This window comes from Arthrobacter sp. TRD_SC_6, assembly GCF_055361185.1.
On the sequence record NZ_CM143953.1, the window covers coordinates 1,195,042 to 1,217,328 of the forward strand.

The window sequence follows — 22,287 nt, forward strand, 5'->3', positions numbered from 1 at the left end:
GACCGCTTCAATGACGAACAAACCCGAGGCGCTGGTGGTGATGGATCGCAAGACCTTCACCGACCAGTTCGACTCCTCGCGGCTGGAGCGGCTCGGGAACCTGGTGGCGCTCGGTGAGCCCGTCTGGACTGATTCCCTCGACTCTCCGGAATTACAGCAGCGGCTTGCCGAGGTGGAAATCCTGATCACCAGCTGGGGTGTACCCCGCCTGACCGCCGAGCGCCTGAACGCGCTTCCGAACCTCCGAGCCATTTTCCACTGCGCCGGAACAATCAGGGCCTTCGTCAGCGAGGAGCTCTGGGCGCGGAACATCCTCATCACCAATTCCGCTGATGCCAACGCGCTTCCGGTCGCCGAGTTCACTTTCGCTTCCATCCTGCTTGCGGGAAAGAAAGCGCAGTTCCTGGCTAATGACGCCCGGGCGCACCGTGAGGACTGGTCCTACCTCAACAACCACGGCGACCTCGGAAACATCGGCCGCACCATCGGCGTCGTCGGGTTCTCCAGGATCGGGCGGAGGGTGGTCAAGCTCATGGAACACCTTCAGGATGCGCAGTGCCTGGTGGTCGATCCGTATGCGGACCCGCAAGAGGTAGCGGCTGCGGGCGCCCGCCTCGTCACGCTTGAAGCGATGCTGCCGGTCGCAGACATCGTAACCATCCACGCACCCGAACTCCCCGAAACCCTCCACATGATCGGCGCCGCCCAATTGGCGGCGATGAAAGACCACGCAACCCTGATCAACACCGCCCGGGGTTCGCTGGTGGACACAAAGGCGCTTGAGGAAGCGTGCCTGACCGGTCGGATCCAGGCAATCCTCGACGTCACCGAACCGGAACCGCTGCCCGCCGGCTCGGTGCTCTATGACCTGCCCAACGTCATGCTGACCCCTCACATCGCCGGGTCGCTGGGCACCGAGACCCGCCGGATGTCCGATGCCGCCCTCGATGAGCTGGAACGCCACCTCTCCGGTAAGGCCCTTGAGACCCGGGTGCTCATGGAAGATCTCGGGTTGAGCGCATGATGCAGCTGACTCTTCCCGCTCTGGACCGGGACCTCTCGCCGTACACAGGCTGGACCCGCGAACACCACGCCGCGCTCGCGGACTCCATGCTCCTCGGCGTGCAGCAGTGGGCAAGCCCAACCCACGCCCGCATTACACCGCCGGGGCGCGCCGGCGGATATGGTCAGGCGATCGACGGGCTCGAGGGCTTCGCACGGACGTTCCTCACCGCGGGATTTCGCCTCGCGGGTGAGCACGGCAAGGACCCGTTGAACCTGGCCGAGTGGTACGCCGAGGGCCTGCGCCACGGCTCAGATCCGGCCAACCCGGAACGCTGGGTACGTCCCGACGAGCACGGCCAGGCCAAGGTGGAGGCCGCCGCACTGGCCCTTGTCCTCGACATGACCCGGCCCTGGTTGTGGGACCGTCTGGACAGTACGGTCCAGGAACAGCTGGTCAACTGGTTTTCCCTCACCACGGATGCCGAGTATCCGCCGATCAACTGGGTCTGGTTCCGCATCGTGGTCCAGCAGTTCCTCAAGTCGGTCGGTGCTGACTACAGCCAGGCGAACATCGACGAAGACCTCGCCCTTCACGACACCTTCGTGCGCGACGGCGGTTGGTACAGCGACGGCAGCAAGCGCGCCTACGACCACTACGCGGGCTGGGCCCTCCACCTCTACCCGGCGCTGTGGCACCGGATGGCAGGGCACGACGACGGCCCCGGACTTTCGCGCCGCGAACGCGACACCGCCCACCTGAATCGTTTCCTGCCCGACGCCGTCCGCCTGGTCGGCGCTGACGGCTCACCGCTCATCCAGGGCCGCAGCCTGATCTACCGCTTTGCCGCCGCGGCACCCTTCTGGGGTGGGGCGCTCGCCGGATGCACCGCCGTCGAGCCCGGCCTTTTACGCCGCGCGGCCAGCGGAATCGTCCGTCACTTCGCGGACAGGGGAGCACCCGACGCCGAGGGCCTGCTGACGCTCGGCTGGCACCATGAGTGGCGGCAGCTCGCGCAGTCCTACTCCGGACCCGGATCGCCGTACTGGGCATCCAAGGGCCTGCTCGGGCTCGCGCTCCCAGCCGACCACGCAGTGTGGACCGCCGTCGAGCAGCCGCTCCCGGTCGAAGAGGGCGACTTCACCTTCACCGCAGCGGCACCCGGTTGGCTGGTCAGCGGAACCCGGGCCGACGGCGTCGTGCGCGTGATCAACCACGGCACCGACCATGCGGAGGAGGGCGCGGAAACCACCGACTCGCCCTTGTATGCGCGGCTCGGCTACTCGACCGCAACCTCCCCGGTCATGGACAGCGAGGGCGAACTCAAACCACTCGACATGTCCGTCACGCTGGCTGACGCAGACGGCAATCCAAGCCACCGCACCGGATTCCGGACGCTGGAGATCGTGGTCCTGAACGACGGCGAGAACGACGACGACGACGACGACGGCGGCGCCCGGCTGGGTGCCTCCAGGGCCGCGACGCACTGGGTCGATCCGGACCCCACGGACACGCATCACGGTTCGGGACTGAGTGGATCAGTGCGCCGGGGCGCTCCCGTCACTACCGTTTCTGCGGCGAAGGGTGTGTGGGAGGTCCGGCTGGTTCGGATCGACCGCGCTCCAGGGCCCGGGGAGGAGCCGCTCGGAGTGTTGACCGTCGGTGGTTGGGCGCTTACGGAAGGCTCGAACCTCGACACAGTTGTGGTTCCGTTGGTGGGCCTGGGCACTCCCGGCTCGCGTCAGTACACCGACGCCACGCCGCTCGCTGAGCGCACGCGGGTTCCCTCCCTGAGCGAACCGGAACCAACGCCCGGCCGCTGGCACGCAGCCGCCGTCGGGCTCGGAACCTCCGAAATGCTCTCCCAGACGCCGAGGCTCACGTTCGCGGCCGGCACCCCAACAGTCCACTGGCCCGGCCAGCGCACCACCTCATTTCACCTGCCCGAATAACCGCAACCAGTACCTGCCCTCCCACCGCCAAGCGGCTGGGAAAAACCACAAGGAGAACCGCAATGAAGCGAAACGTACTCGCAGCCGCGGCGACGGCGGCCGCCGCCGTCCTGGCCCTCACCGGATGCGGCGGAGCCGCCGGACCGTCCGAGGAAGGTGCAGCGGAAGGAAAGACCCCGCTCACCGTGTCCGTCTGGAACTACGAAGGGACGCCCGAGTTCCAGGCCCTGTTCACCGCCTACGAGGAGGCCAACCCGGACATCGACATCCAGCACGTTGACATCCTCGCCGACGATTACGCCGAGAAGGTCACCACCATGCTGGCCGGAGGCGACACCACCGACGTGCTCACCATGAAGAACGTCACCGATTACTCCCGGTACGCCAACCGCGGGCAGCTACTCGAGATCAACGACGTCGTCGAATCCCTCGACACGGAGAACACCGCGAGCCTCGACGCATTCGATCTTGACGGCAGCTACTTCGCAGCACCGTACCGCCAGGACTTCTGGCTGATGTACTACAACAAAGACCTGTTCGACGCCGCTGGAGTCGAGTACCCCGAGCGGATGACCTGGGATCAGTACGCCGAAACGGCCAAGCAACTCACCAGCGGCAGCGAGGGTGACAAGGTCTACGGCACCTACCACCACTACTGGCGCTCGGTGATCCAGGCGATCTCGGCGGCACAGAACGACGGCGACCTGATCGGCGGTGAGTACGGCTTCTTCGAGGACCAGTACTCAATGGCACTCGACCTGCAGGAAGAGGGCGCAGCGCTGGATTGGGCGACGGCGATGAGCCAGCAGACCGGTTACCAGTCAATGTTCGAGACCCAGCAGACCGCAATGCTGCCGATGGGCTCGTGGTACATCGCGGCCCTGGTTGCCGCCCAGGAAGCCGGCGAGGCTGACTTCAATTGGGGACTGGCACCCATGCCGCAGGTCTCGGAGGGCGAGGACGTATCGACCTTCGGCTCACCCACCGCTTTCGCGGTGAACAAGAACGCTGAACGCAGCCAGGAAGCGAAAGACTTCATCACCTGGGCTGCAGGGGAAGGCGGGGCGGCGACGATCGCCGAGATCGGCGTCGTGCCCGCGCTGCAGACCGAGGAAGTGACCGAAGCCTACTTCCAGTTGGAGGGCCTGCCCACTGACGAAGTGGCGAAGGCTGCCTTCACCCCCGACGAAACGGCGCTCGAGATGCCCGTCAGCGAATTCGCTTCCGACGTTGACCTCGTCCTCACCGAGGAACACGAGCTCATCATGGTCGGAGAGAAGTCAGTTGAGCAGGGTCTTTCAGATATGGGCACCCGCGTCCAAAGCGAAGTACTGAACTAAATCTGCGCGGGCGCCGCCGGTTTCCGGCGGCGCCTCAACGGAGAAGGTGCACACCATGACTACCCAGACACTGCGAAGCCGCAAATCCTCCCCGCCGGAGATCCGCTCACAGGGCAACCGCAAACAGGCCCGGCGCACCACCCTGACCGGGTGGACCTTTATCCTTCCCAACTTCCTGGGCTTCCTCGCATTCACGCTGATCCCGGTCTTCGCGGCATTTGGGCTGGCGTTCATGGAGTGGAACTCCTTTTCCTCGCCCGAATGGGTGGGACTGCGCAACTTCCAGGAGATGCTCGGCAACGAGACGTTCTGGATAGCGCTCACCAACACCGTGGGCTACACCCTCGGCCATGTTCCGCTCACTCTTGCACTTGCCTTGATGCTTGCAATGCTGCTCAACCGCAAACTGAAGGGTCTTGGCTTCTTTCGGGTAGCCATCTTCTTCCCGTACATCACCTCGCTGGTTGCTGTGGCCGTGGTGTGGAACATGCTGTTCAACCCGACCACCGGTCCCATCAACCAGGTTCTCGAGGGCATCGGCATCGCGAACCCGCCTGGCTGGACCTCCAGCTCGGACTGGGCCATGCCCGCCGTCATTATCACCAGCGTGTGGCGGGACATGGGCTACTACATGATCCTTTACCTAGCAGGCCTCCAGGCCATCCCGTCGGAACTGTATGAAGCCGCCGAGGTTGACGGAGCCAGTGCCTGGCAGCGGTTCTGGAACGTGACGGTTCCCTGCCTGCGGCCCACCACCTTCTTTGTCCTCGTGATGCTGACGGTGTCCAGTTTCAAGGTCTTCGACCTGATCGTTGTCATGACTGACGGCGGGCCCGGACGGTCCACCACGGTGCTGTCGCAGCTCATCTACCAGGAGGGCATCAGCCAGGGTAACTTCGGCTACTCGTCCGCGATCTCGCTGGTCCTCTTCCTCATTGTGCTCACCGTGACGGTTGTGCAATTCAAACTGCAGCAGCGGAAGGAACGCTGATGACCAACATGACAGAAGACCTCAAGACCGAGGCGGCGCTGGCCCCTGTGCTGCCGCAGGAGGACCGGGCAGAACAGCGCAGGCACAGCCCGAAGGAGCGCAAACTGCGGCGGGTGAACATCGCCTGCTACACGGCGCTGATCATCCTTGTCGCAGCACTGCTGATCCCGTTTGCGTGGATGCTCTCATCCTCGCTGAAGCAGGACAACCAGGTGTTCACCGTACCCATCCAGTGGATCCCCGAGGATTTCGTCTGGAGCAACTACACAGACATCTGGACCCGCATTCCCATGATGGGTTACATCCAGAACACCATGTACCTGGCCGTGATCATCACGTTCCTGCAGGTACTGACCGGATCGCTGGCTGCCTACGGGTTCTCGAAGGTCCGCTTTCCGGGACGTGACGCGCTGTTCCTCGGGTATATCGCGACCATTGCCGTGCCGTGGCAGGCCTACATGGTGCCGCAGTACATCATGATGCAGAACCTGGGCCTGACGAACACATTCTGGTCGCTGATCCTGCTGCAGGCATTCGGTGCCTTCGGGGTGTTCCTGATGCGCCAGTACTACATGACCATTCCGGATGAATTGTGCGAAGCCGCCCGCATCGACGGCCTCAGCGAGTACGGGATCTGGGCGCGGGTGATCCTGCCGCTCTCCAAGCCCGCACTGGCATCGCTGGCGCTGCTGACCTTCGTCAGCACCTGGAACGACTACATGGGTCCGTTCATCTACCTCACCAGCAACCGGCTGTGGACAGTGCAGCTGGGCCTCCGTTCCTTCGTTGGCCAGTTTGACGCTGAATTTGCGATGATCATGACCGGCTCGGTCATTTCCATCATCCCGATCCTGATCATCTTCCTGCTCGGTCAGCGATACTTCATCCAGGGCATTGCAACGAGCGGAATGAAGGGGTGACAACCCTGGCGCAGGACCATCACAGAGGGCAGCAAGAAGGCAAACAAGCACGACGGCGGCGGGCCGGCCTGGGATTCGAGACCTATGCCAGCATCTTCGCCTTCGTTTACACGTTCCTGGCCGTCAACGTGCTGCTGGCGGTCACGAACTTGCCCCTGGTCTTCTTCTTCTACGCGGTGGCGGACCCAGTGGCGTCCTGGCCATTCTTTCTCGCGTTGTCTTTGACAGTGCTCCCGTCACTGGCCGGCGCGTTCGCCGCGTTCAACGCCCTGCGGGGAGAAGAGACGGTCAGCCGCCCTTTCGCGACCTTCCTTGCCGGGTACCGGGCGTCATTCAGGCGAGCGGCGCTCGCGGGTCTTGCCGCCGTCGTCGTGCTTGCTGTTCTGGGGGTTGACCTTGCGCTGGTGGCGGCGCTGCCCGCAGGCGCCGTGCTGATTCCCGTGCTGGTACTGGCCATGGCTACCGTGGTGGCGGTCTCGGTTCAGGCTGTGGCCGGCTCCGTGCTGCTGCCCGGTGCGCGGCTGAGGCACCTCGCGAAGGCTGCGCTGTATATCTCCGTGCGGCGCTGGTACCTGAGCTTGGCGGCGCTTGCCCTGCTCGGGATTGTGGCAGGGGCCGCCATGGTGCAGCCGGTGCTCGGCATCGCGCTGATTCCAGCTCCGCTGCTGTTCATCGTGTGGAGCAATGGTTCCTACGCGCTTTCGGCGGAGCTCGGGAAGGCCTGACCCCCGCGCGGGGGTGCCCGTGTCAGGATAGCTCCGTGGGCTTCGCTGACCTCTCGTCCCGGATTGAGCTGCTTCGTGCGCAGGGGGGTGTGGTGGTGCTCGGGATTGCCGGGCCCCCGGGAGCAGGCAAGACCACCCTCGCTCAGCAGCTGGTCGCTCGCCTGAACCGGGAGGAACCGGCTGGCGAGCGCCAGCATTTCGCGTACGTGCCCATGGACGGGTTCCATCTGGCCGACACCGAACTTTCCCGCCAGGGCCTTTTAGGCCGTAAAGGCGCTCCCGAGACTTTCGACGCGCATGGCTACGCCGCACTCCTGCAGCGGCTCCACGGGCCTCGTGATTCGGTGATCTACGCTCCCGGCTTTGACCGGACCATCGAGCAGCCAGTCGCCGGCGCCGTTCCGGTGTACCCGACGGCGGACACCATCATCACTGAAGGGAACTATCTGCTGCTTGATCGTCCCGGCTGGTGCGAGGTGAGGGCTCAGTGCACTGAGGTCTGGTACTGCGAGCAGCCCAACAAAAGCCTGCGGATCGATCGGCTGATCGAGCGGCACGTCGCGTTCGGCAAAACACGCGATGCCGCGGAGGAGTGGGTTGACCTTGTCGACGAGCCGAATGCGCGGCTCATCGCAGGGACGAGGGACCGGGCTGACCTGGTGGTGAATCCCGGCTAGGACCGGCGCCCTTACTTGAACCATGAGCTCCCCCAAGACCCCCGTGATCGAGTCTGACCGATGACGTTCGGAGCTGTTCGAAGGCGTTGAGTAGTGTGCGGCAGGTCACATACGTTGGCCGGGACCACTCGCCCCACAACAAAGAGGTTGCCATGACGTTCCACCCGCGCCGATGGAAAGGCACAACGGTGCTTGCCGCCGCTGCCTTCGCTACCGCAGGGCTCGTCGCCCTGCCGGTGGCTCCCGAGACTCCGGCCCACGCTGACACGACCGGCGTAACCATCACGCCCAATCCCGCGAGCCGTACCGACGCATTCCAGGGTTGGGGAACCAGCCTGGTCTGGTTCGCGAACGCGACGGCCGGCTACCCGGACCAGCTGCGTGAGGATCTGTACCAGAAGGTGTTCAGCAAGGAAGGGCTCAACCTGAACCTGGCCCGCTACAACGTGGGCGGCGGCCACGCTTCGGACGTCGCGGACTACCTGCACGATGGAAGCGCTGTAGAGGGCTGGTGGAATCCAGTCACCGAAGCCACCGCCGAGACACCGGTACTGTCCAACCTCTATAACCCGGACGGATCGGTGGATCCAGGCCAGGCGAACAAGCTGGCGTTCCTGGAGCAATGGGACCCTTACGACGACGCCTCCTACAACCCGGACGCCGACCTGACCCAGCGTTGGTGGGTCGAACGCCTGGCCGCCGATGACCAGATCACCCATTGGGAAGCCTTCAGCAACTCTCCGCCCTGGTTCATGACCCGCAGCGGATACGTGTCCGGACAGGACAACCGGCGGAAGGGCGAAAACCTGCTACCGGAAGCCGAGGAGAAGTTCGCGGCGTACATGGCACGGTCCGTGGAGCTGCTCGAAAAGGGTAGCGGGATCAGCGTGGACACCATTGACCCTTTCAACGAGCCGAACTCCGGGTACTGGGGCACTGACATTGACGCCGCAACCGGCAAGCCGCCGGCGTCGTACACCCAGAAGCAGGAGGGTGCGCTCATTTACCCGGCCGCACAGGACCGGATCATCAAGCACCTCGATGCCGAGCTGCAGCGGGACACCAGCACCACCGGCGCCGTCATCTCCGCCATGGACGAGACCGACCCGGCGAAATTCATGACCAACTGGAACGGCTACAGCGCGGAGGCGAAGGACGCCGTCGAGCAGCTCAACGTGCACACCTACGGCACCAACGACCGACGTCGGGTCCGTGACCTCGCCAAGGCGGAGCAACTCCCGCTCTGGATGAGCGAGGTGGGCGGCTTCTGGACAGGCAATACTGCCCTTGGCGATTCGAGGAGCGGTTGGGACCGCTCGAACATTACCAACGGCCTGGGTATCGCCTCCCGCATGGTCAATGATCTCCGTGAACTGGAACCGGACGCGTGGGTGTTCTGGCAGCCGGTCGAGGACACGTACAAGCAGGAGAAGGCGGACAAGGGCTGGGGTTCGATCTACATCGACTTCGACTGCAACTACGCGGGCCGCGAGGGCTTCTCCAACCGCCGCCTGAACGACGGCGACAGCCAGGAAGCAGCGAAGTGCAAGGTGCTGACGAACCAGAAATACAACACCACCCGTAACTTCACCCATTACATCCAGCCCGGCGACTTCCTCATCCAGAACAATGACCCGAAAACCGCCAGCGCCCTGCGCGCCGACGGCACCGGTGCCACCCTGGTTCATTTCAACGACACCGCCGCTGCTGAAACTGTCACGGTCGACCTCAGTCTCTTCGGAGCGATCGACGACGGCGCCACAGTCACGCCCGTCGTGACCACCAAGTCACCGCTTGAGGACATCGAACGCAACGCGCTGGTCGAGGGGGAGCCCGTTGCGGTTGACCGCGAGGCGAAGACAGCCACGCTTGAAATTCCCGCCGCCTCCGTAGTGACGTTCCTGATCGATGGCGTGAGCGGTGTTTCTGACACCGCAGCGCCGGTGAAGGACGGATCCACCTACCACGTGCCCGGAGAATCGAGCGGTCAGTACCTTGCCGCGCGCAATGGCGCAGTCACCACGGAACCCAAGGCGACGACGTCGGGCGCTGTTCCTGCCCAGCAGTGGACCTTCCACGCAGTGGACCCGGAGGATACGTACTCCCACGACCAGCGTTGGGTTGTATCCAACGGCGCCGGAGGAGTGCTGGCGGGTGCGGGCGGGATCATCACCGGAACCTCAACCGGGACTGCATCGATCCTTGACTCCAGCGTCGAGGAAGCCCGGGCCAACCCGGCCGCACAGTGGATTGTGAGCACCGAAAACGGGAATCAATGGACACTCGTCAACGCAGCCGCAGCGAGCACCCTGCAGGCAGGGGCGGCCGGTATCACTCTTGCTGCTCCGAGCGGATCGACCGCGACAGCGCGGAGCAACCCCAACCAGGCCTGGGCGTTCGAGGACGTTGCCGACCTGGTGCTCACCGGGACCGAGCAGGCGTACGTCAGCACCGAAATAGGGGTCGAGCCGGAGCTGCCGGAGACTGTGATTCCCCTGTACCCCGCGGGACGCGGCGAACCCGTAGCCGTCGAGTGGCAGAGCGCTGACGACGGCGCGTGGGACACTGCCGGCGAGGTGACCCTCTTGGGCTCTGGAACCGACATCTACGGTCAGCATTTCAATGATGCTTCAGTAGTGGTGACAGTCGGCGAGTACGTAGCCACGGATCCGGTGTCAGTGACAGTTGAGGCAGGAACGTCGCGGGCGGAGCTCGAGGACGTCGCCCCGGAGACTGTTCCAGGGCAGATCGGTACTGGCCCCGCACGCAATCCACTTCCGGTTACGTGGGACTTCAGCGCAGTGGACGACGCCGCGCTTGAGCCCACCGGATCCCTCACCGTACCGGGAACGGCAGCGGTGAGCGGCGGTACCTTGCCGGCCACGCTCACCGTCCTGGTGGTGGAGCGCGTGCAGGTCGCAAATATCTGCCGCGAGGCTCCGGGAACGGTAGTGACGGCGTCGTACACGGAAGGAAACTACCGCCCGGAGAACACGTGCGACGGCAACTCAGCAACACGCTGGTCCAACTGGGTCAGCGGCGGTCGCAGTGGTGACTCGCTGACGTACTCCTTCCCAGACGCGTACACGGTGGATTCAGTAACCATTTCGCCGTTCGAGAGGGCGCCGAGAAGCCTCACCGTTCAGTACCTCGACGACGACGGCGCGTGGCAGCAAACTTCGGCCGGCACCGTCTCGGGGCTCACCACCAGCTCTCCGACGACTGTGTCACTGGATCCGGTCGAGACGCGGGGAATCCGGGTCTCGCTCGATACTGCTGCCTCCTACACGAAGGTGTCCGAAGTGGTGATCGCAGGCTCACGGCTCGCGGACGCCGGGTTGGCGGACCTGGGCAGGTTGCTTGTGGACCAGGTGCAGGTGGAGGGGTTCGACCCTGCGGTCACTGAGTATTCGGCGACCATCGCCCCTGGGGATCTGCCGGTGGTTTCGGCGGTGCCGCTCGACTCAGCAGCCTCGGTTGAGGTGGAACAGGCGAGCGCGGGCAACCTGACCGCCGTCGTGACCGTTACCGCACCGGATGGTACCGAAAAGGTCTACCGGGTGGTGTTCACCGTCGATGAGAACGCGGGCGAGACCATCCTGACCAGTAAGGACCAGTGCAAGCGCGGCGGCTGGGCGACCAGCACCAGGCCGGTCTTCCGGAACCAGGGGGAGTGCGTAAGCTTCTTCGCCGCAAGGCCGTAGCAGCTTCCGCACAGTGAAGTAACGCGCCGGTGGGTTGCAGGATCGTGTGTGTGAGCGCGCGATCCTGCCGCTCATCGGCGCTTTGCGTGGAGTGGAACCGAACCTACGACGGCGGCGGCGCGGCGGTGCTCGAGCGCACCATCAGCCGGGTGGGCACCAGGGTGGTTCCCGGCGGCGGCGTCTCGTCGCGCAGTTGCTGCATCACCATCTCGACGCAGCGGTGGCCAACCTCGGTGAAGTCCTGGTGCACGGTGGTCAGGGGAGGTGTGAACGCGGAAGCTTCCGCTATATCGTCGAACCCCACAATGCTCACGTCCTCCGGCACGGAGATTCCCTGCTCGCGGAATGCACGCAGCATGCCGAGCGCCATCTGGTCGTTCGCCGTGAACACAGCGGTGCAGTCCTTCTCCTTCGCCAGGTCCAGGCCGGCCCGGTACCCCGACTCCGCCGACCAGTCCCCACGCAGCAGCCGCGGCACCTCCCGGCCTTCCCGTTCCAGCGTCTCCCGCCAGGCTGTGATACGCCGCTCGCTGGCGTACGACGCCGACGGGCCGCCCACGTGCCACACCGTCCGATGGCCCAGGCCCAGCAAGTGCTCGACGGCGGTGCGTGCGCCGTCTGCCTGGTCCGTGTCCACCACGGTGTACTGGGATCCGGCATCGGAGTCGACGACGACGGCCTTTACTCCGGGGGGCAGGGAGACAGTTGCGGCGTCGAGCAGGTGCACCTCCATCATCACGATGACGGCGTCAACTGCCATTTCGTTCAACCTCGAGAAGGCTCCCTGCACCCCCGCCTGCGTTGGTGCGGACACCGGGATGAGCGTGATCGCGAAGTCCTCACGGGCGGCTTCGAACGCAATGGCTTCGAGAGTCCGCACGTTACCCGTGGATGAGAGCGAGAACAGGATGACGCCGATGGTGCGGAAACTGCCGCGCTTCAGCGCACGCGCGGCGCTGTTGGGCCGGTAACCCAACTGGTTCATGGCAGCGATGACCTGCGTGCGGGTGGCCTCGACGACGCCGGGACTTCCGTTCGCCACGCGGGATACAGTCTGCGAGGACACCCCGGCAACACGGGCGACGTCGGCCATCGAGACGCGCCGCTGGCGTGCGGCGTGCGGCTGGGACTCGTCCACGAGTTCCACGCTGTCAAGGGATCTCATGGGGTCATCCAAAGCCGGGGCAGTTGACGGGCCGAAAGGTTCATGTGACCATCGTAACAATCATGTTTACGTAAACATCTCACTTCCTACTCGAGTATGTTTGCGTAAACATCTAGAAAAGTACTCCCGAAGGACCGTACATGACTATGACGTCGCAACCCGTCGTCGCGCGACCGGACAAGGTCACCACGCGACGCTCCGGCCGCAATTGGACGGGCTGGTTGTTCATCGGACCCTTCATGGCAGTGTTCGCGCTGGTGTTCCTTGCGCCGATTGCCTACTCGATCTTTCTGAGCTTCTTCCGGAACCAGCTGGTCGGCGGCAACGCGTTCGTGGGTCTGAACAACTACGCGCAGGCGCTCAGCGATCCGTCCTTCTGGTCCTCCCTGACCCGAGTGACGCTATTCCTCGCAGTCCAGGTGCCGGTGATGCTTCTCATCGCGCTTTTGGTGGCACTGGCGCTGGACAGCGGGCGGCTTTACGGCAAGGCATTCTTCCGCATCTCAATCTTCCTTCCTTACGCGGTACCCGCCGTTGTCGCCACCCTGATGTGGGGCTTCATGTACGGGACCCGATTCGGCCTGGTGGGCAACATCAATGACGCCTTCGGCCTCTCCCTTCCCAACCCGCTGAGCCCTGAACTGGTGCTCGCATCGATCGGCAACATCGTCACGTGGGAGTTCATCGGCTACAACATGCTGATTTTCTACTCGGCACTCAGGGTGATCCCGACGTCGTTGTATGAAGCCGCGGAAATTGATGGCGCCGGGCAACTCCGCATCATCACCGCCATCAAGCTCCCCGCCATTCGCGGAGCGCTCATCGTGGCAACCATCTTCTCGATCATCGGCAGCTTCCAGCTCTTCAACGAGCCGAGCATCCTCCAGGGCCTCGCTCCCAACGCGATCACCACGGACTTCACGCCAAACCTGTACGCCTACTCGCTCTCCTTCTCCGGGCAGCAGTACAACTACTCCGCCACCGTCGCAATCATCATGGGTCTGATCACCATGGCCATCGCCTACGTGGTGCAGGTCCGCGGCATGCGGAAGGAAGGTTGACCGTGACAACCACCGCGAAGATCCGCCCGAGCGTGCATCGCAAGGCCAGCGCTCCTGCCCGCATCCGATCGAGCCAGACCCGCAGCGTCGACAAACCGAAGCGCAGCGTCCTGCTCACTGTGCTCATGGGAATAGTGCTGGTCTACAGCCTGGTTCCGCTGCTGTGGCTGGTCATTAACTCCACCAAGTCCCAGGAGAGCCTCTTCAACTCCTTCGGCCTGTGGTTCGCCGGTGATTTCGACCTCTGGTCCAACATCACCGAAACCCTAAGTTACGACGAAGGCATCTTCGTCCGCTGGCTGGCCAACACCGTGCTCTACGTAGTCCTTGGTGCCGGCGGTGCCACCTTCCTCGCCGTGCTCGGCGGTTACGCCCTCGCGAAGTTCAATTTCCCAGGGAAGAAGGCGGTGTTCGCCGTCGTCATCGGCGCGGTGGCAGTGCCCGGTACCGCGCTCGCCGTCCCCACTTTCCTGATGTTCAGCGAGATGGGCCTGACCAACACCCCGTGGGCCGTGATTATCCCGTCGCTGATCTCACCGTTCGGCCTGTACCTGATGTGGACCTTCGCCTCGGAAGCCATCCCTACCGAGCTCATGGAAGCGGCCCGGGTGGACGGCGCCAGCGAGGCACGCACCTTCTTCCAGATCTGCCTGCCGCTATTGGCGCCGGGAATCGTGACCGTGCTGCTGTTCACCATGGTGGCCACCTGGAACAACTACTTCCTGCCGCTGATCATGCTCAAGAACCCCGACTGGTACCCGCTCACCCTCGGCCTGAATGCCTGGAACTCACAGGCTGCGACGGCGGGCGGCGAGGCAATCTTCAACCTCGTCATCACCGGGTCGCTGTTGACCATCCTTCCGCTCATCGCGGCCTTCCTGCTGCTTCAGCGCTACTGGCAGTCGGGCCTGGCCGCGGGCAGCGTCAAAGAATAACCCCCTTCAAGAAACCGTCCATCACCAAACAAGAACAAGGATCACTATGCGCACCAAAGCACTCGCGGGAACGGCACTGGCCGCCGCCCTCGCCCTCGGTCTGTCAGCCTGCGGCGGCGGATCCAATTCCGGAACGCAGGCCGAGCCCGTCGACGCGGACGCAGTACAGGCCGCGCTCGAAGAAGGCGGGACCCTGACGGTGTGGGCATGGGAGCCCACGCTTGAGCAGGTCGTCACCGACTTCGAAGCCGAATACCCGAACGTCGACGTCGAACTGGTCAATGCCGGTACGGGCAACGACCAGTACACGGCACTGCAGAACGCCATCGCGGCCGGCTCCGGCGTGCCCGATGTGGCGCAGATCGAGTACTACGCCCTGCCGCAGTTCGCACTCAGCGAATCGATCGCCGACCTCAACGCCTACGGTGCCGGCGATCTTGAAGGCACCTTCACACCCGGCCCCTGGAACTCCGTACACGCTGGCGAGGGCATCTACGGCCTGCCGATGGACTCGGGCCCCATGGCACTGTTCTACAACAAGGAACTCTTCGACAAACACGGCGTCGAGGTGCCCACCACGTGGGAAGAGTACGCGGAAGCCGCACGCACGCTGCACGAGGCTGACCCCGACGTCTACATCACCAACGACACCGGCGACGCCGGCTTCACCACCAGCCTTATCTGGCAGGCAGGCGGCCAGCCGTACACCGTGGACGGCACCAACGTCGGCATCGACTTCAGCGATGAAGGTTCCACAAAGTTCACCGAGACCTGGCAGGAGCTCATCGACGAAGAGCTCCTTGCACCGATCGGCTCCTGGAGCGACGAGTGGTACCAGGGCCTCGGCAACGGCACCATCGCAACGCTCGCAACCGGAGCCTGGATGCCCGCCAACCTGGAGTCCGGCGTAGCCGACGGCGCAGGCAAGTGGGCCGTCGCTCCGTTGCCACAGTGGGAAGACGGTGCCAACACGAGCGCTGAAAACGGCGGCAGCTCACTCGCCGTTCCAGCTGCGTCAGGGAACGGCGCGCTGGCATACGGCTTCCTCGAGTACGCAAACGTTGGCGACGGCGTCCAGACCAGGGGCGACGGCGGCGCCTTCCCTGCAACCTCCGCAGCCCTTGAATCTGAAGAGTTCCTGAACACCGAGTTCGAGTACTTCGGCGGCCAGCAGGCCAACCAGGTGTTCGCAGAGTCCGCAGCGAACGTCGTCGAAGGCTGGACCTACCTGCCCTTCCAGGTCTACTCGAACAGTATCTTCAACGACACCGTAGGCCAGTCCTACGTCTCCGACACCCCGCTGCAGGAGGGCCTGACCAGCTGGGCCGATTCCTCCGCTGATTACGGGCAGCAGCAGGGTTTCGCCGTCGCTGAATGAACCCGGTGAGTAAGCGTCGCTGAGTAAGCCCGCTGAAAGCGCCCGCTAGACCGCCGCCGGGCGGGGTATCCCGCCCGGCGGTCCCATTTCTTGCCGCATTCATCCACTCCCGCATTCAGGAGACTCATGTCCACCCCGTACCGCTGGCTCCGCTGGCCCGCACCCGCTAATGACGATGCTTCTACCGTTGATGCCGGCACGGCGGCACCGAAGCTGGGCTTCGGCGCCGACTACAATCCCGAGCAGTGGCCGCGCGAGGTCTGGGATGAGGACATCCGGTTGATGCGCGACGCCGGCGTGAACATTGTGTCGCTGGCGATTTTCTCCTGGGCGCGGCTCCAACCGAAGCAGGACGAGTGGGACTTCTCCTGGCTCGACGAGATCATGGACCTGCTCCATCAGGGCGGCATCGCCGTCGACCTCGCGACGGCCACCGCTTCACCGCCGCCGTGGCTGACGACGGCCCACCCCGAGATTTTGCCCGTGACCCGCACGGGTGAGACGCTGTGGCCGGGCGCGCGTCAGCACTGGCGTCCGACGTCGCCGGTGTTCCGCGAGCACGCGCTCGTCCTCGTGAACGCGTTGGCCGAGCGTTACAAGGACCACCCCGCGCTGGCCGCTTGGCACGTATCGAACGAGCTCGGCTGCCACAACATCTATGACTATTCCGACGACGCCGCCACAGCCTTCCGCACGTGGCTGCAGGCCCGTTACGGCACGCTGGACGAACTGAACCACGCCTGGGGCACGGCCTTCTGGGCGCAGCGTTACAGCGACTGGAACCAGATCCTGCCGCCGCGGCTCGCGGCGTCCCACCCCAACCCGACGCAGCAGTTGGACTTCAAGCGGTTCTCCTCAGATGCGTTGAAGGACTATTTGGTCGCTGAGCGCTCACTGCTCATCGGGATCACTCCCGATGTCCCGGTCACCACCAACTTCATGGTCATGGGTGAGACCAAGGGCATGAACTACGCCGACTGGGCGAATGAAGTCGATTTTGTCTCCAACGACCACTACGTGATCCCCGGCCCGCAGGACCTCGACGAGTTGTCCTTCTGCGCCAACCTCACGGGCAACATCGCTGGCGGCAAACCGTGGTTCCTCATGGAGCATTCCACCTCGGCGGTTAACTGGCAGCCGATCAATACTCCCAAGAAGCCCGGTGCCATGGCCCGTGATTCCCTGACGCACGTGGCCCACGGTGCGGATGCAGTGTGTTTCTTTCAGTGGCGCCAGTCGAAGGCGGGCGCGGAGAAGTACCACTCCAGCATGGTGCCGCACGCTGGTGAGAACAGCCGCGTTTTCGACGCCGTGAAGCAGTTGGGCGCAACGCTGACCGATCTAGCGCCGATCGCGGGCAGCATCCGCAAACCGGCCCGCGCCGCGATCCTTTTCGACTGGGACTCCTGGTGGGGCAGCGAGCTGGACTCCCACCCCACGGACAGGCTGCGTTACCGGCAGGAAGCGCTCGACTGGTACTCAGCGTTCCTCGCACTGGGGATCCGGGCCGACGTCGTTCCGGTCGCGAGCCGTTTTGAGGATTACGAGCTGGTGATCGCACCGGTGCTGTATGTCGTTCCGCAGGAGCTTTCCTGGCGGATCGACCAGTACGTCCGTGGCGGCGGCCACTTCGTCACAACCTATTTCTCGGGCGTTGTGGACGCCAACGACCACGTCTGGCTCGGCGGGTACCCGGGCGCGTTCAGCGAGCTACTCGGCATCCGGGTGGAAGAGTTCGGGCCGCTCGCTGAGGGCGCCGGCGTCGGCCTGGATAACGGGAGCGTCGGGTCGTTGTGGGCGGACCGGATCGATGTGCGCAACGCCGACGTCGTCGTCCGCTATTCCGGCGGGCAGGGGGATCTTGGCGGCTCGGGTTTCGATGAGCATGACTACGACGGCGGCGCGGCGGTCACGCGCCGGACCGTGGGCAAGGGTTCGGCGGGCTACGTCGGAACCCGGCTCGGTCCGGAAGGGCTTCGGCCGGTGCTGAAGCACTTCGCCGATGCTGCCGGGCTCACACCGGAACTGCCCACGGAACTCGCTGGCGCCGTCGAACTTGTCCTCCGGGCTGGCAGCGACGAGGAGTTCGCGTTCGTGATCAACCGGACGGACGGCGTCGTCGATGCCTCCGCCGTGCAGGGCGCAGTCCTGTCCGGCTCGGGGGAGCCCGGTTCGCTCAAGCTCGGCCCGCGTGAAGTCGCAGTACTGCGCAGGCAGCCGTCCTGACAGCCATGTCCTAATCACTTCAGACCACGCACCACCCCTTTGGAAGGAAGCAGTTCAATGACGAATTATCCAACCCGCCCATGGAAGGCGGTTGCCGGGATCGGCACCGTTGCGGCGCTGACCGCGGGGTTCCTCTTCGGAACTCCAGCTTCAGCCGCTCCGCCGGGTGCAGCAGAAGAACCGCTTCCTGAAGGGGTGACTGTCCGTCCCGACCCGTCCTACCAGAGCGAGGAGTTCGAGGGCTGGGGCACCTCGCTGGTGTGGTTCGCCAACGCCACGGGGGACTACCCGGCTGAAATCCGGGAGCAGCTCGCTGAAATGGTGTTCGGTGAGGACGGACTGAACCTCAACATCGCGCGGTACAACATCGGCGGAGGCAACGCGCCGGAGGTCGAAGATTACCTGCGTGCCGGTGGTGCGGTCGAAGGCTGGTGGAAGGCGCCGGAAGGCACCACCCGCGAGGACGTGGACTGGTGGGACCCGGAGAACCCGGACCACTGGAACCCGGACGCTGACCAGACGCAGCGCTGGTGGGTGGACCGCATCAAGGAAGACGTCACCCATTGGGAGGCGTTCAGTAACTCCCCGCCGTGGTTCCAGACCGTCAGCGGTTACGTGTCCGGGGGCTTCAATTCCAGCGCAGACCAGCTCAAGACCGGGAGCATCGACGAATTCAACGCCTACCTGCTGGGCGCCGTCGAACGCCTTGAGGACGCACACGGTATCTCGGTCGACACGCTCGACCCGTTCAATGAACCCAACACGCCGTACTGGGGTACGCAGCTTGGGCCGGACGGTGAGCCGACCGGCGGCCGCCAGGAGGGCGCACACATGGGCCCCGAACTTCAGCAGCAGGTGCTGCGTTCGCTTGCTGAGCAACTCCCTGAAGCTGACACTGATGCCGTCATTTCGGCCATGGATGAGACCAACCCGTCCATCTTTGCGACCAACTGGAACAGCTACCCACAGGACGTCCGCGACGTCGTCAGCCAGCTCAATGTGCACACCTACGGCACCGGCCAGCGCACCACACCGCGCGACCTCGCGAAGGCAGCGGACAAGCCGCTGTGGATGAGCGAAGTCGGGGGGTCCTGGGGCAACGGGCAGAACTTCGAGTCGATGGAATCCGGTCTCGGCATGGCCGGGCGGATCGTCGATGACCTGCGCGAGCTTGAGCCCAACGCCTGGGTGCTGTGGCAGCCGGTCGAGGACTACAACAACATGAAGCCTGGCGGCGAAAGCGCTGCAGGCGCCAACTGGGGGGCCATTCAGCTCCCGTTCGACTGCACCTCCGAGGACACGCTCGAGACGTGCCCCATCTACACCAACACCAAATACAACACGATCCGGAACTTCACCCACTACATTGAGCCCGGCGACCGCCTGGTCAAGGTGAGTGACACTGCGTCCACCGCTGCAGTGTCCGGTGATGGTGCCACCGTTGTGCACATCAACGACACCACCGACGCGCGCACCGTGAACCTGGACCTCACCGGTTTCGCGAAGGTCTCGCCGAAGGCAACGGTTACCCCCGTGGTGAGTGACGTGGACAACGTCCTCACCGAGGGCGAGCCCGTTGCAGTGGGCCGGAACGGCGTCGTCTCGCTGGAGGTTCCTGCCGAGTCAGTGACCACCTTTGTCGTCGAGGGAGTCACCGGGGTGGCGAAGGACGCAGCGCTGTTCCAGGAGGGTCACGCTTACCGCCTGCAGGGTTTCCAGAGCGGTAAGTCGCTGGTGCCCGCCGGCGACGGTGCACAGATCGCCACCACCGATCCGGCCAGTGGCGAACAGCTCTGGAACTTCACGCCGCTCGATGAGGGCTACAGCAACCGTGCCCGCTTCTCGATCTCCACGTCCGACGGCGCGAGCCAACTGGCCGTCGTTGACACCGCAGTAGTGCTGCAGGACGCTACAACGGCGCCTGGGCCGGAAGCACAGTGGATCCGTTCGACCACCGGCGACGGAAGCTACACTTTCGTCAATGCGGTATCCGGCCGGGTACTTGAGGTCGGCGGGCAGGCGACTGCAAACGGATCGCCTGCCACCACCTGGTTCCCGAACTCGGGGGCGAACCAGCGCTGGACCGTCATCGATGAGACTGTGCTTGGTGTGCAGGATCCGTCCGTGTTCACCCTGCCCGGCGTAGCGCCGGAAATGCCCGCGACCGTGGTACCTGAGTACCGCGACGGCGCCCGAGGCGAACTGCCGGTGACCTGGAAGGTTCCGGGCGACAAGGCCTGGGCCAAGCCGGGAGCCGTCAAGGTCCGCGGCACGGCAACCGACGCACTGGGTAACGTCCACAAGGTCACAGCGGTGGTCACCGTGGACACGCTGGTGTCCACCGAGCCCGCCCGTGCCAAGACCTTCATCGGCGGGACGCCCGAATTGCCCACGACAGTGACCGCCGTGGCCTCCGAGGGAGCGACGACGTCGGTTCCCGTCACGTGGGACGCGGCTCCCGAGGACGCCTTTGACGAAGCCGGCGTTGTCACCCTGACCGGTACTGCCAGCGTCGGCGACGGCACCACGCTGCCCGCGACGGTCCGCGTGCAGGTTACCGAACCGGGAACGGCGAACGCAGCCGACGACGACGGCGCGTCCATCAGCGCCACGTTCACTGAACCCGGCTACAGCACGGCGGGCCTCCGCAACGGCGACCTGCGGGACAAAGCATGGTCGAATTGGAGGTCGGGCACCAAGAACGCATCGGACACACTGACAGCCCAACTGGCTGAGCCTGCGGTGGTGAGTGGCGCCGTCGTGCACTTCTACCGTGATGGTGGGCACTTGAGTTTCGCCGAATCGGTGCAGGTGCAGACCCGCAACAGCGCAGGTCAGTGGGTCAATGCGGGCGGACCGGTTGTTGTCGATCCCAACCAACAGCCCGCGCCGTCGGTTGAGGTGCTGTTCGATGGCGTGCTGACCGACGCGGTGCGTGCGGTGCTGAAGGCCCGCAACAACACGCACATGACCGTGAGCGAGCTCGAGGTGCTCACCCAGGCGCCGGGAACGTCATCGGTGTCGACTGCGGAGTCCATCTCGCTGGATGGTGAGGAAATTGAAGGGTTCGAGCCTACGACAACCGAGTACACCGTGGGCTGGCGCGGCAAGGTGCCTACCGTTTCGGTGGTTCCCGCTGACCCGTATGCCACCGTTGACGTCACTCAGGCGGACACACGGACCCGGACGGCGACGGTAACCGTCACCTCAGAGGACGGCTCGTCGAGCACCACTTACAGGGTTGTGCTAGGCCGCTAGCTCAACCACCAAATGCGCCCGTGGGGTGCGGGATCCTGGGTCGAAACTCATGATTCCGCACCCCACCGGCGCGTTAAGGTCCCGGACGCGGGATCTAGCGCGAGGCTGAGTCCAGCTTCAGCATCTTGCCGATCACGTTGTCCAGCTCGGAGTCGTCGAAGACCTTCTTCCAGTCGTCACGGATGATGCTGTCCTTACCGTACTGGATGGCTATTTCACAGGCCTCGGAGAACGGATTCGATCCGCGCAGGGCGTTGGTCAGCGCGATCTGCACGTGGCCGAACAGCATGGCCTTCGCCGCAGCCTCCGGGACGCCGACGGTGTGGATGGTCTCATGGAGCGCCTCGTTGAGCAGGGTCCCGATCATGCAGGCGATGGTTTCCACGAGCGTCGGCTCCAGGACGGCCAGCTGTTTCACGGTCACCCAGTGCACCTCGATGACCGGCGCGTAGATCACCTTGATCGTCGCTTCGGTGAGGGCACGGACGTCGGCGGTGGCGTCGTCGTCGATTGCGGCGACAACGTGCTGCGGAGCAGCCTGCCCACCGAACGTGTCAGCCCACTCCTCCTTGGAGGTGCGCTCCAGGAAGACCGACGGGTGGCAGGGGTGCGCAACGGCCTGCACGACGTCGTCGCGCTTTGCCAGCAGGCCCGCATACGCGGCGGCCGGATCCAGGGTGAGCAGGACCGCGCCGGCCTTCAGCTGCGGGACCACGCCCTCGGAAACCACACCGAGAATGGTGTCCGGGACAGCGAGGATGACGACGTCGGCGTCCTTCACGGCGTCGTCGGTGGTGGTGACTTCGCGGCCTTCGGCGCGGACGCGCTCCTGTCCGGCGGGAGAATTCTCGCTGTAGAACACGGTGTGGGAGCTCTTCTGGAGGTTGGCGGAGACGCGCATCCCCATCTTGCCTCCGGCTCCGATAACAGCAACGGTCAGTTCGGTTGACAT

The 22,287-nt window shown here is 64.5% G+C and carries 15 protein-coding genes; 13 read left to right on the plus strand and 2 right to left on the minus strand.

What is annotated here, in order from left to right; translation table 11 throughout:
• Nucleotides 1–10 precede the first annotated feature (10 nt).
• The 8 genes from ACWA1U_RS05955 (at nt 11) to ACWA1U_RS05990 (ending at nt 11,312) form a co-directional block, all read left to right on the plus strand.
• On the plus strand, nt 11–1,024 hold the full coding sequence (locus tag ACWA1U_RS05955) for a hydroxyacid dehydrogenase (protein ID WP_463724423.1): 1,014 nt from the start codon (nt 11–13) through the stop codon (nt 1,022–1,024).
• The gene (locus ACWA1U_RS05960) at nt 1,021–2,955 is read left to right on the plus strand and encodes a DUF2264 domain-containing protein (protein ID WP_463724424.1); all 1,935 of its coding nucleotides are present in this window, start codon (nt 1,021–1,023) and stop codon (nt 2,953–2,955) included. The genes ACWA1U_RS05955 and ACWA1U_RS05960 overlap by 4 nt, the downstream gene beginning before the upstream one ends.
• A gap of 62 nt (nt 2,956–3,017) precedes the next feature.
• Entirely contained in the window at nt 3,018–4,295 is a 1,278-nt protein-coding gene (locus tag ACWA1U_RS05965) for an ABC transporter substrate-binding protein (RefSeq protein ID WP_463724425.1), read from the plus strand.
• A gap of 55 nt (nt 4,296–4,350) precedes the next feature.
• Nucleotides 4,351–5,286 carry a carbohydrate ABC transporter permease gene (locus ACWA1U_RS05970; protein WP_463724426.1) on the plus strand — a complete coding sequence of 312 codons (936 nt, stop codon included), beginning with the start codon at nt 4,351–4,353 and terminating at the stop codon, nt 5,284–5,286.
• Entirely contained in the window at nt 5,286–6,206 is a 921-nt protein-coding gene (locus ACWA1U_RS05975; RefSeq protein ID WP_463724427.1) for a carbohydrate ABC transporter permease, read from the plus strand. Before ACWA1U_RS05970 ends, ACWA1U_RS05975 begins: the two co-directional genes overlap by 1 nt.
• Nucleotides 6,203–6,931, plus strand: coding sequence for a DUF624 domain-containing protein (locus ACWA1U_RS05980; RefSeq protein WP_463724428.1), 729 nt, complete (start codon nt 6,203–6,205; stop codon nt 6,929–6,931). Before ACWA1U_RS05975 ends, ACWA1U_RS05980 begins: the two co-directional genes overlap by 4 nt.
• 35 nt (nt 6,932–6,966) lie before the next feature.
• Nucleotides 6,967–7,608: a nucleoside/nucleotide kinase family protein gene (locus ACWA1U_RS05985; protein WP_463724429.1), complete on the plus strand. Its 642-nt coding sequence runs from the start codon at nt 6,967–6,969 to the stop codon at nt 7,606–7,608.
• Between the two features lie 152 nt (nt 7,609–7,760).
• Entirely contained in the window at nt 7,761–11,312 is a 3,552-nt protein-coding gene (locus tag ACWA1U_RS05990; protein WP_463724430.1) for a discoidin domain-containing protein, read from the plus strand.
• 103 nt (nt 11,313–11,415) lie between these two features.
• Here ACWA1U_RS05990 and ACWA1U_RS05995 read toward each other — a convergent pair whose 3' ends face one another.
• On the minus strand, nt 11,416–12,477 hold the full coding sequence (locus ACWA1U_RS05995) for a LacI family DNA-binding transcriptional regulator (RefSeq protein WP_463724431.1): 1,062 nt from the start codon (nt 12,475–12,477) through the stop codon (nt 11,416–11,418).
• A 140-nt stretch (nt 12,478–12,617) separates the two neighbouring features.
• Between ACWA1U_RS05995 and ACWA1U_RS06000 the strand changes: the two genes are divergently transcribed.
• The 5 genes from ACWA1U_RS06000 to ACWA1U_RS06020 all read left to right on the plus strand — a co-directional run bounded on the left by ACWA1U_RS06000 (nt 12,618) and on the right by ACWA1U_RS06020 (nt 21,335).
• Nucleotides 12,618–13,538 (plus strand): carbohydrate ABC transporter permease, encoded by a 921-nt coding sequence (locus ACWA1U_RS06000; RefSeq protein WP_463724432.1) that lies wholly within the window; start codon nt 12,618–12,620, stop codon nt 13,536–13,538.
• 125 nt (nt 13,539–13,663) lie between these two features.
• The gene (locus ACWA1U_RS06005) at nt 13,664–14,473 is read left to right on the plus strand and encodes a carbohydrate ABC transporter permease (protein WP_463724956.1); all 810 of its coding nucleotides are present in this window, start codon (nt 13,664–13,666) and stop codon (nt 14,471–14,473) included.
• A gap of 46 nt (nt 14,474–14,519) precedes the next feature.
• Nucleotides 14,520–15,851, plus strand: a complete 1,332-nt coding sequence (locus ACWA1U_RS06010) for an ABC transporter substrate-binding protein (protein WP_463724433.1) — start codon at nt 14,520–14,522, stop codon at nt 15,849–15,851.
• 126 nt (nt 15,852–15,977) lie between these two features.
• Nucleotides 15,978–18,077, plus strand: a complete 2,100-nt coding sequence (locus ACWA1U_RS06015) for a beta-galactosidase (protein WP_463724434.1) — start codon at nt 15,978–15,980, stop codon at nt 18,075–18,077.
• Between the two features lie 57 nt (nt 18,078–18,134).
• Complete coding sequence (locus ACWA1U_RS06020) at nt 18,135–21,335, plus strand: Ig-like domain-containing protein (protein WP_463724435.1); 3,201 nt, start codon at nt 18,135–18,137, stop codon at nt 21,333–21,335.
• Nucleotides 21,336–21,429: 94 nt separating this feature from the next.
• On the opposite strand, the gene ACWA1U_RS06025 is transcribed toward ACWA1U_RS06020, so the two are convergent.
• Nucleotides 21,430–22,287: a phosphogluconate dehydrogenase C-terminal domain-containing protein gene (locus ACWA1U_RS06025; protein WP_463724436.1), complete on the minus strand. Its 858-nt coding sequence runs from the start codon at nt 22,285–22,287 to the stop codon at nt 21,430–21,432.

Bases quoted from the DNA above. Each gene is read 5' to 3' on its own strand.
- ACWA1U_RS05955 (WP_463724423.1), top strand. From the start codon at position 11: ATGACGAACAAACCCGAGGCGCTGGTGGTGATGGATCGCAAGACCTTC.
- ACWA1U_RS05960 (WP_463724424.1), top strand. From the start codon at position 1,021: ATGATGCAGCTGACTCTTCCCGCTCTGGACCGGGACCTCTCGCCGTAC.
- ACWA1U_RS05965 (WP_463724425.1), top strand. From the start codon at position 3,018: ATGAAGCGAAACGTACTCGCAGCCGCGGCGACGGCGGCCGCCGCCGTC.
- ACWA1U_RS05970 (WP_463724426.1), top strand. From the start codon at position 4,351: ATGACTACCCAGACACTGCGAAGCCGCAAATCCTCCCCGCCGGAGATC.
- ACWA1U_RS05975 (WP_463724427.1), top strand. From the start codon at position 5,286: ATGACCAACATGACAGAAGACCTCAAGACCGAGGCGGCGCTGGCCCCT.
- ACWA1U_RS05990 (WP_463724430.1), top strand. From the start codon at position 7,761: ATGACGTTCCACCCGCGCCGATGGAAAGGCACAACGGTGCTTGCCGCC.
- ACWA1U_RS05995 (WP_463724431.1), bottom strand. From the start codon at position 12,477: ATGAGATCCCTTGACAGCGTGGAACTCGTGGACGAGTCCCAGCCGCAC.
- ACWA1U_RS06000 (WP_463724432.1), top strand. From the start codon at position 12,618: ATGACTATGACGTCGCAACCCGTCGTCGCGCGACCGGACAAGGTCACC.
- ACWA1U_RS06005 (WP_463724956.1), top strand. From the start codon at position 13,664: ATGGGAATAGTGCTGGTCTACAGCCTGGTTCCGCTGCTGTGGCTGGTC.
- ACWA1U_RS06010 (WP_463724433.1), top strand. From the start codon at position 14,520: ATGCGCACCAAAGCACTCGCGGGAACGGCACTGGCCGCCGCCCTCGCC.
- ACWA1U_RS06015 (WP_463724434.1), top strand. From the start codon at position 15,978: ATGTCCACCCCGTACCGCTGGCTCCGCTGGCCCGCACCCGCTAATGAC.
- ACWA1U_RS06020 (WP_463724435.1), top strand. From the start codon at position 18,135: ATGACGAATTATCCAACCCGCCCATGGAAGGCGGTTGCCGGGATCGGC.
- ACWA1U_RS06025 (WP_463724436.1), bottom strand. From the start codon at position 22,287: ATGTCAACCGAACTGACCGTTGCTGTTATCGGAGCCGGAGGCAAGATG.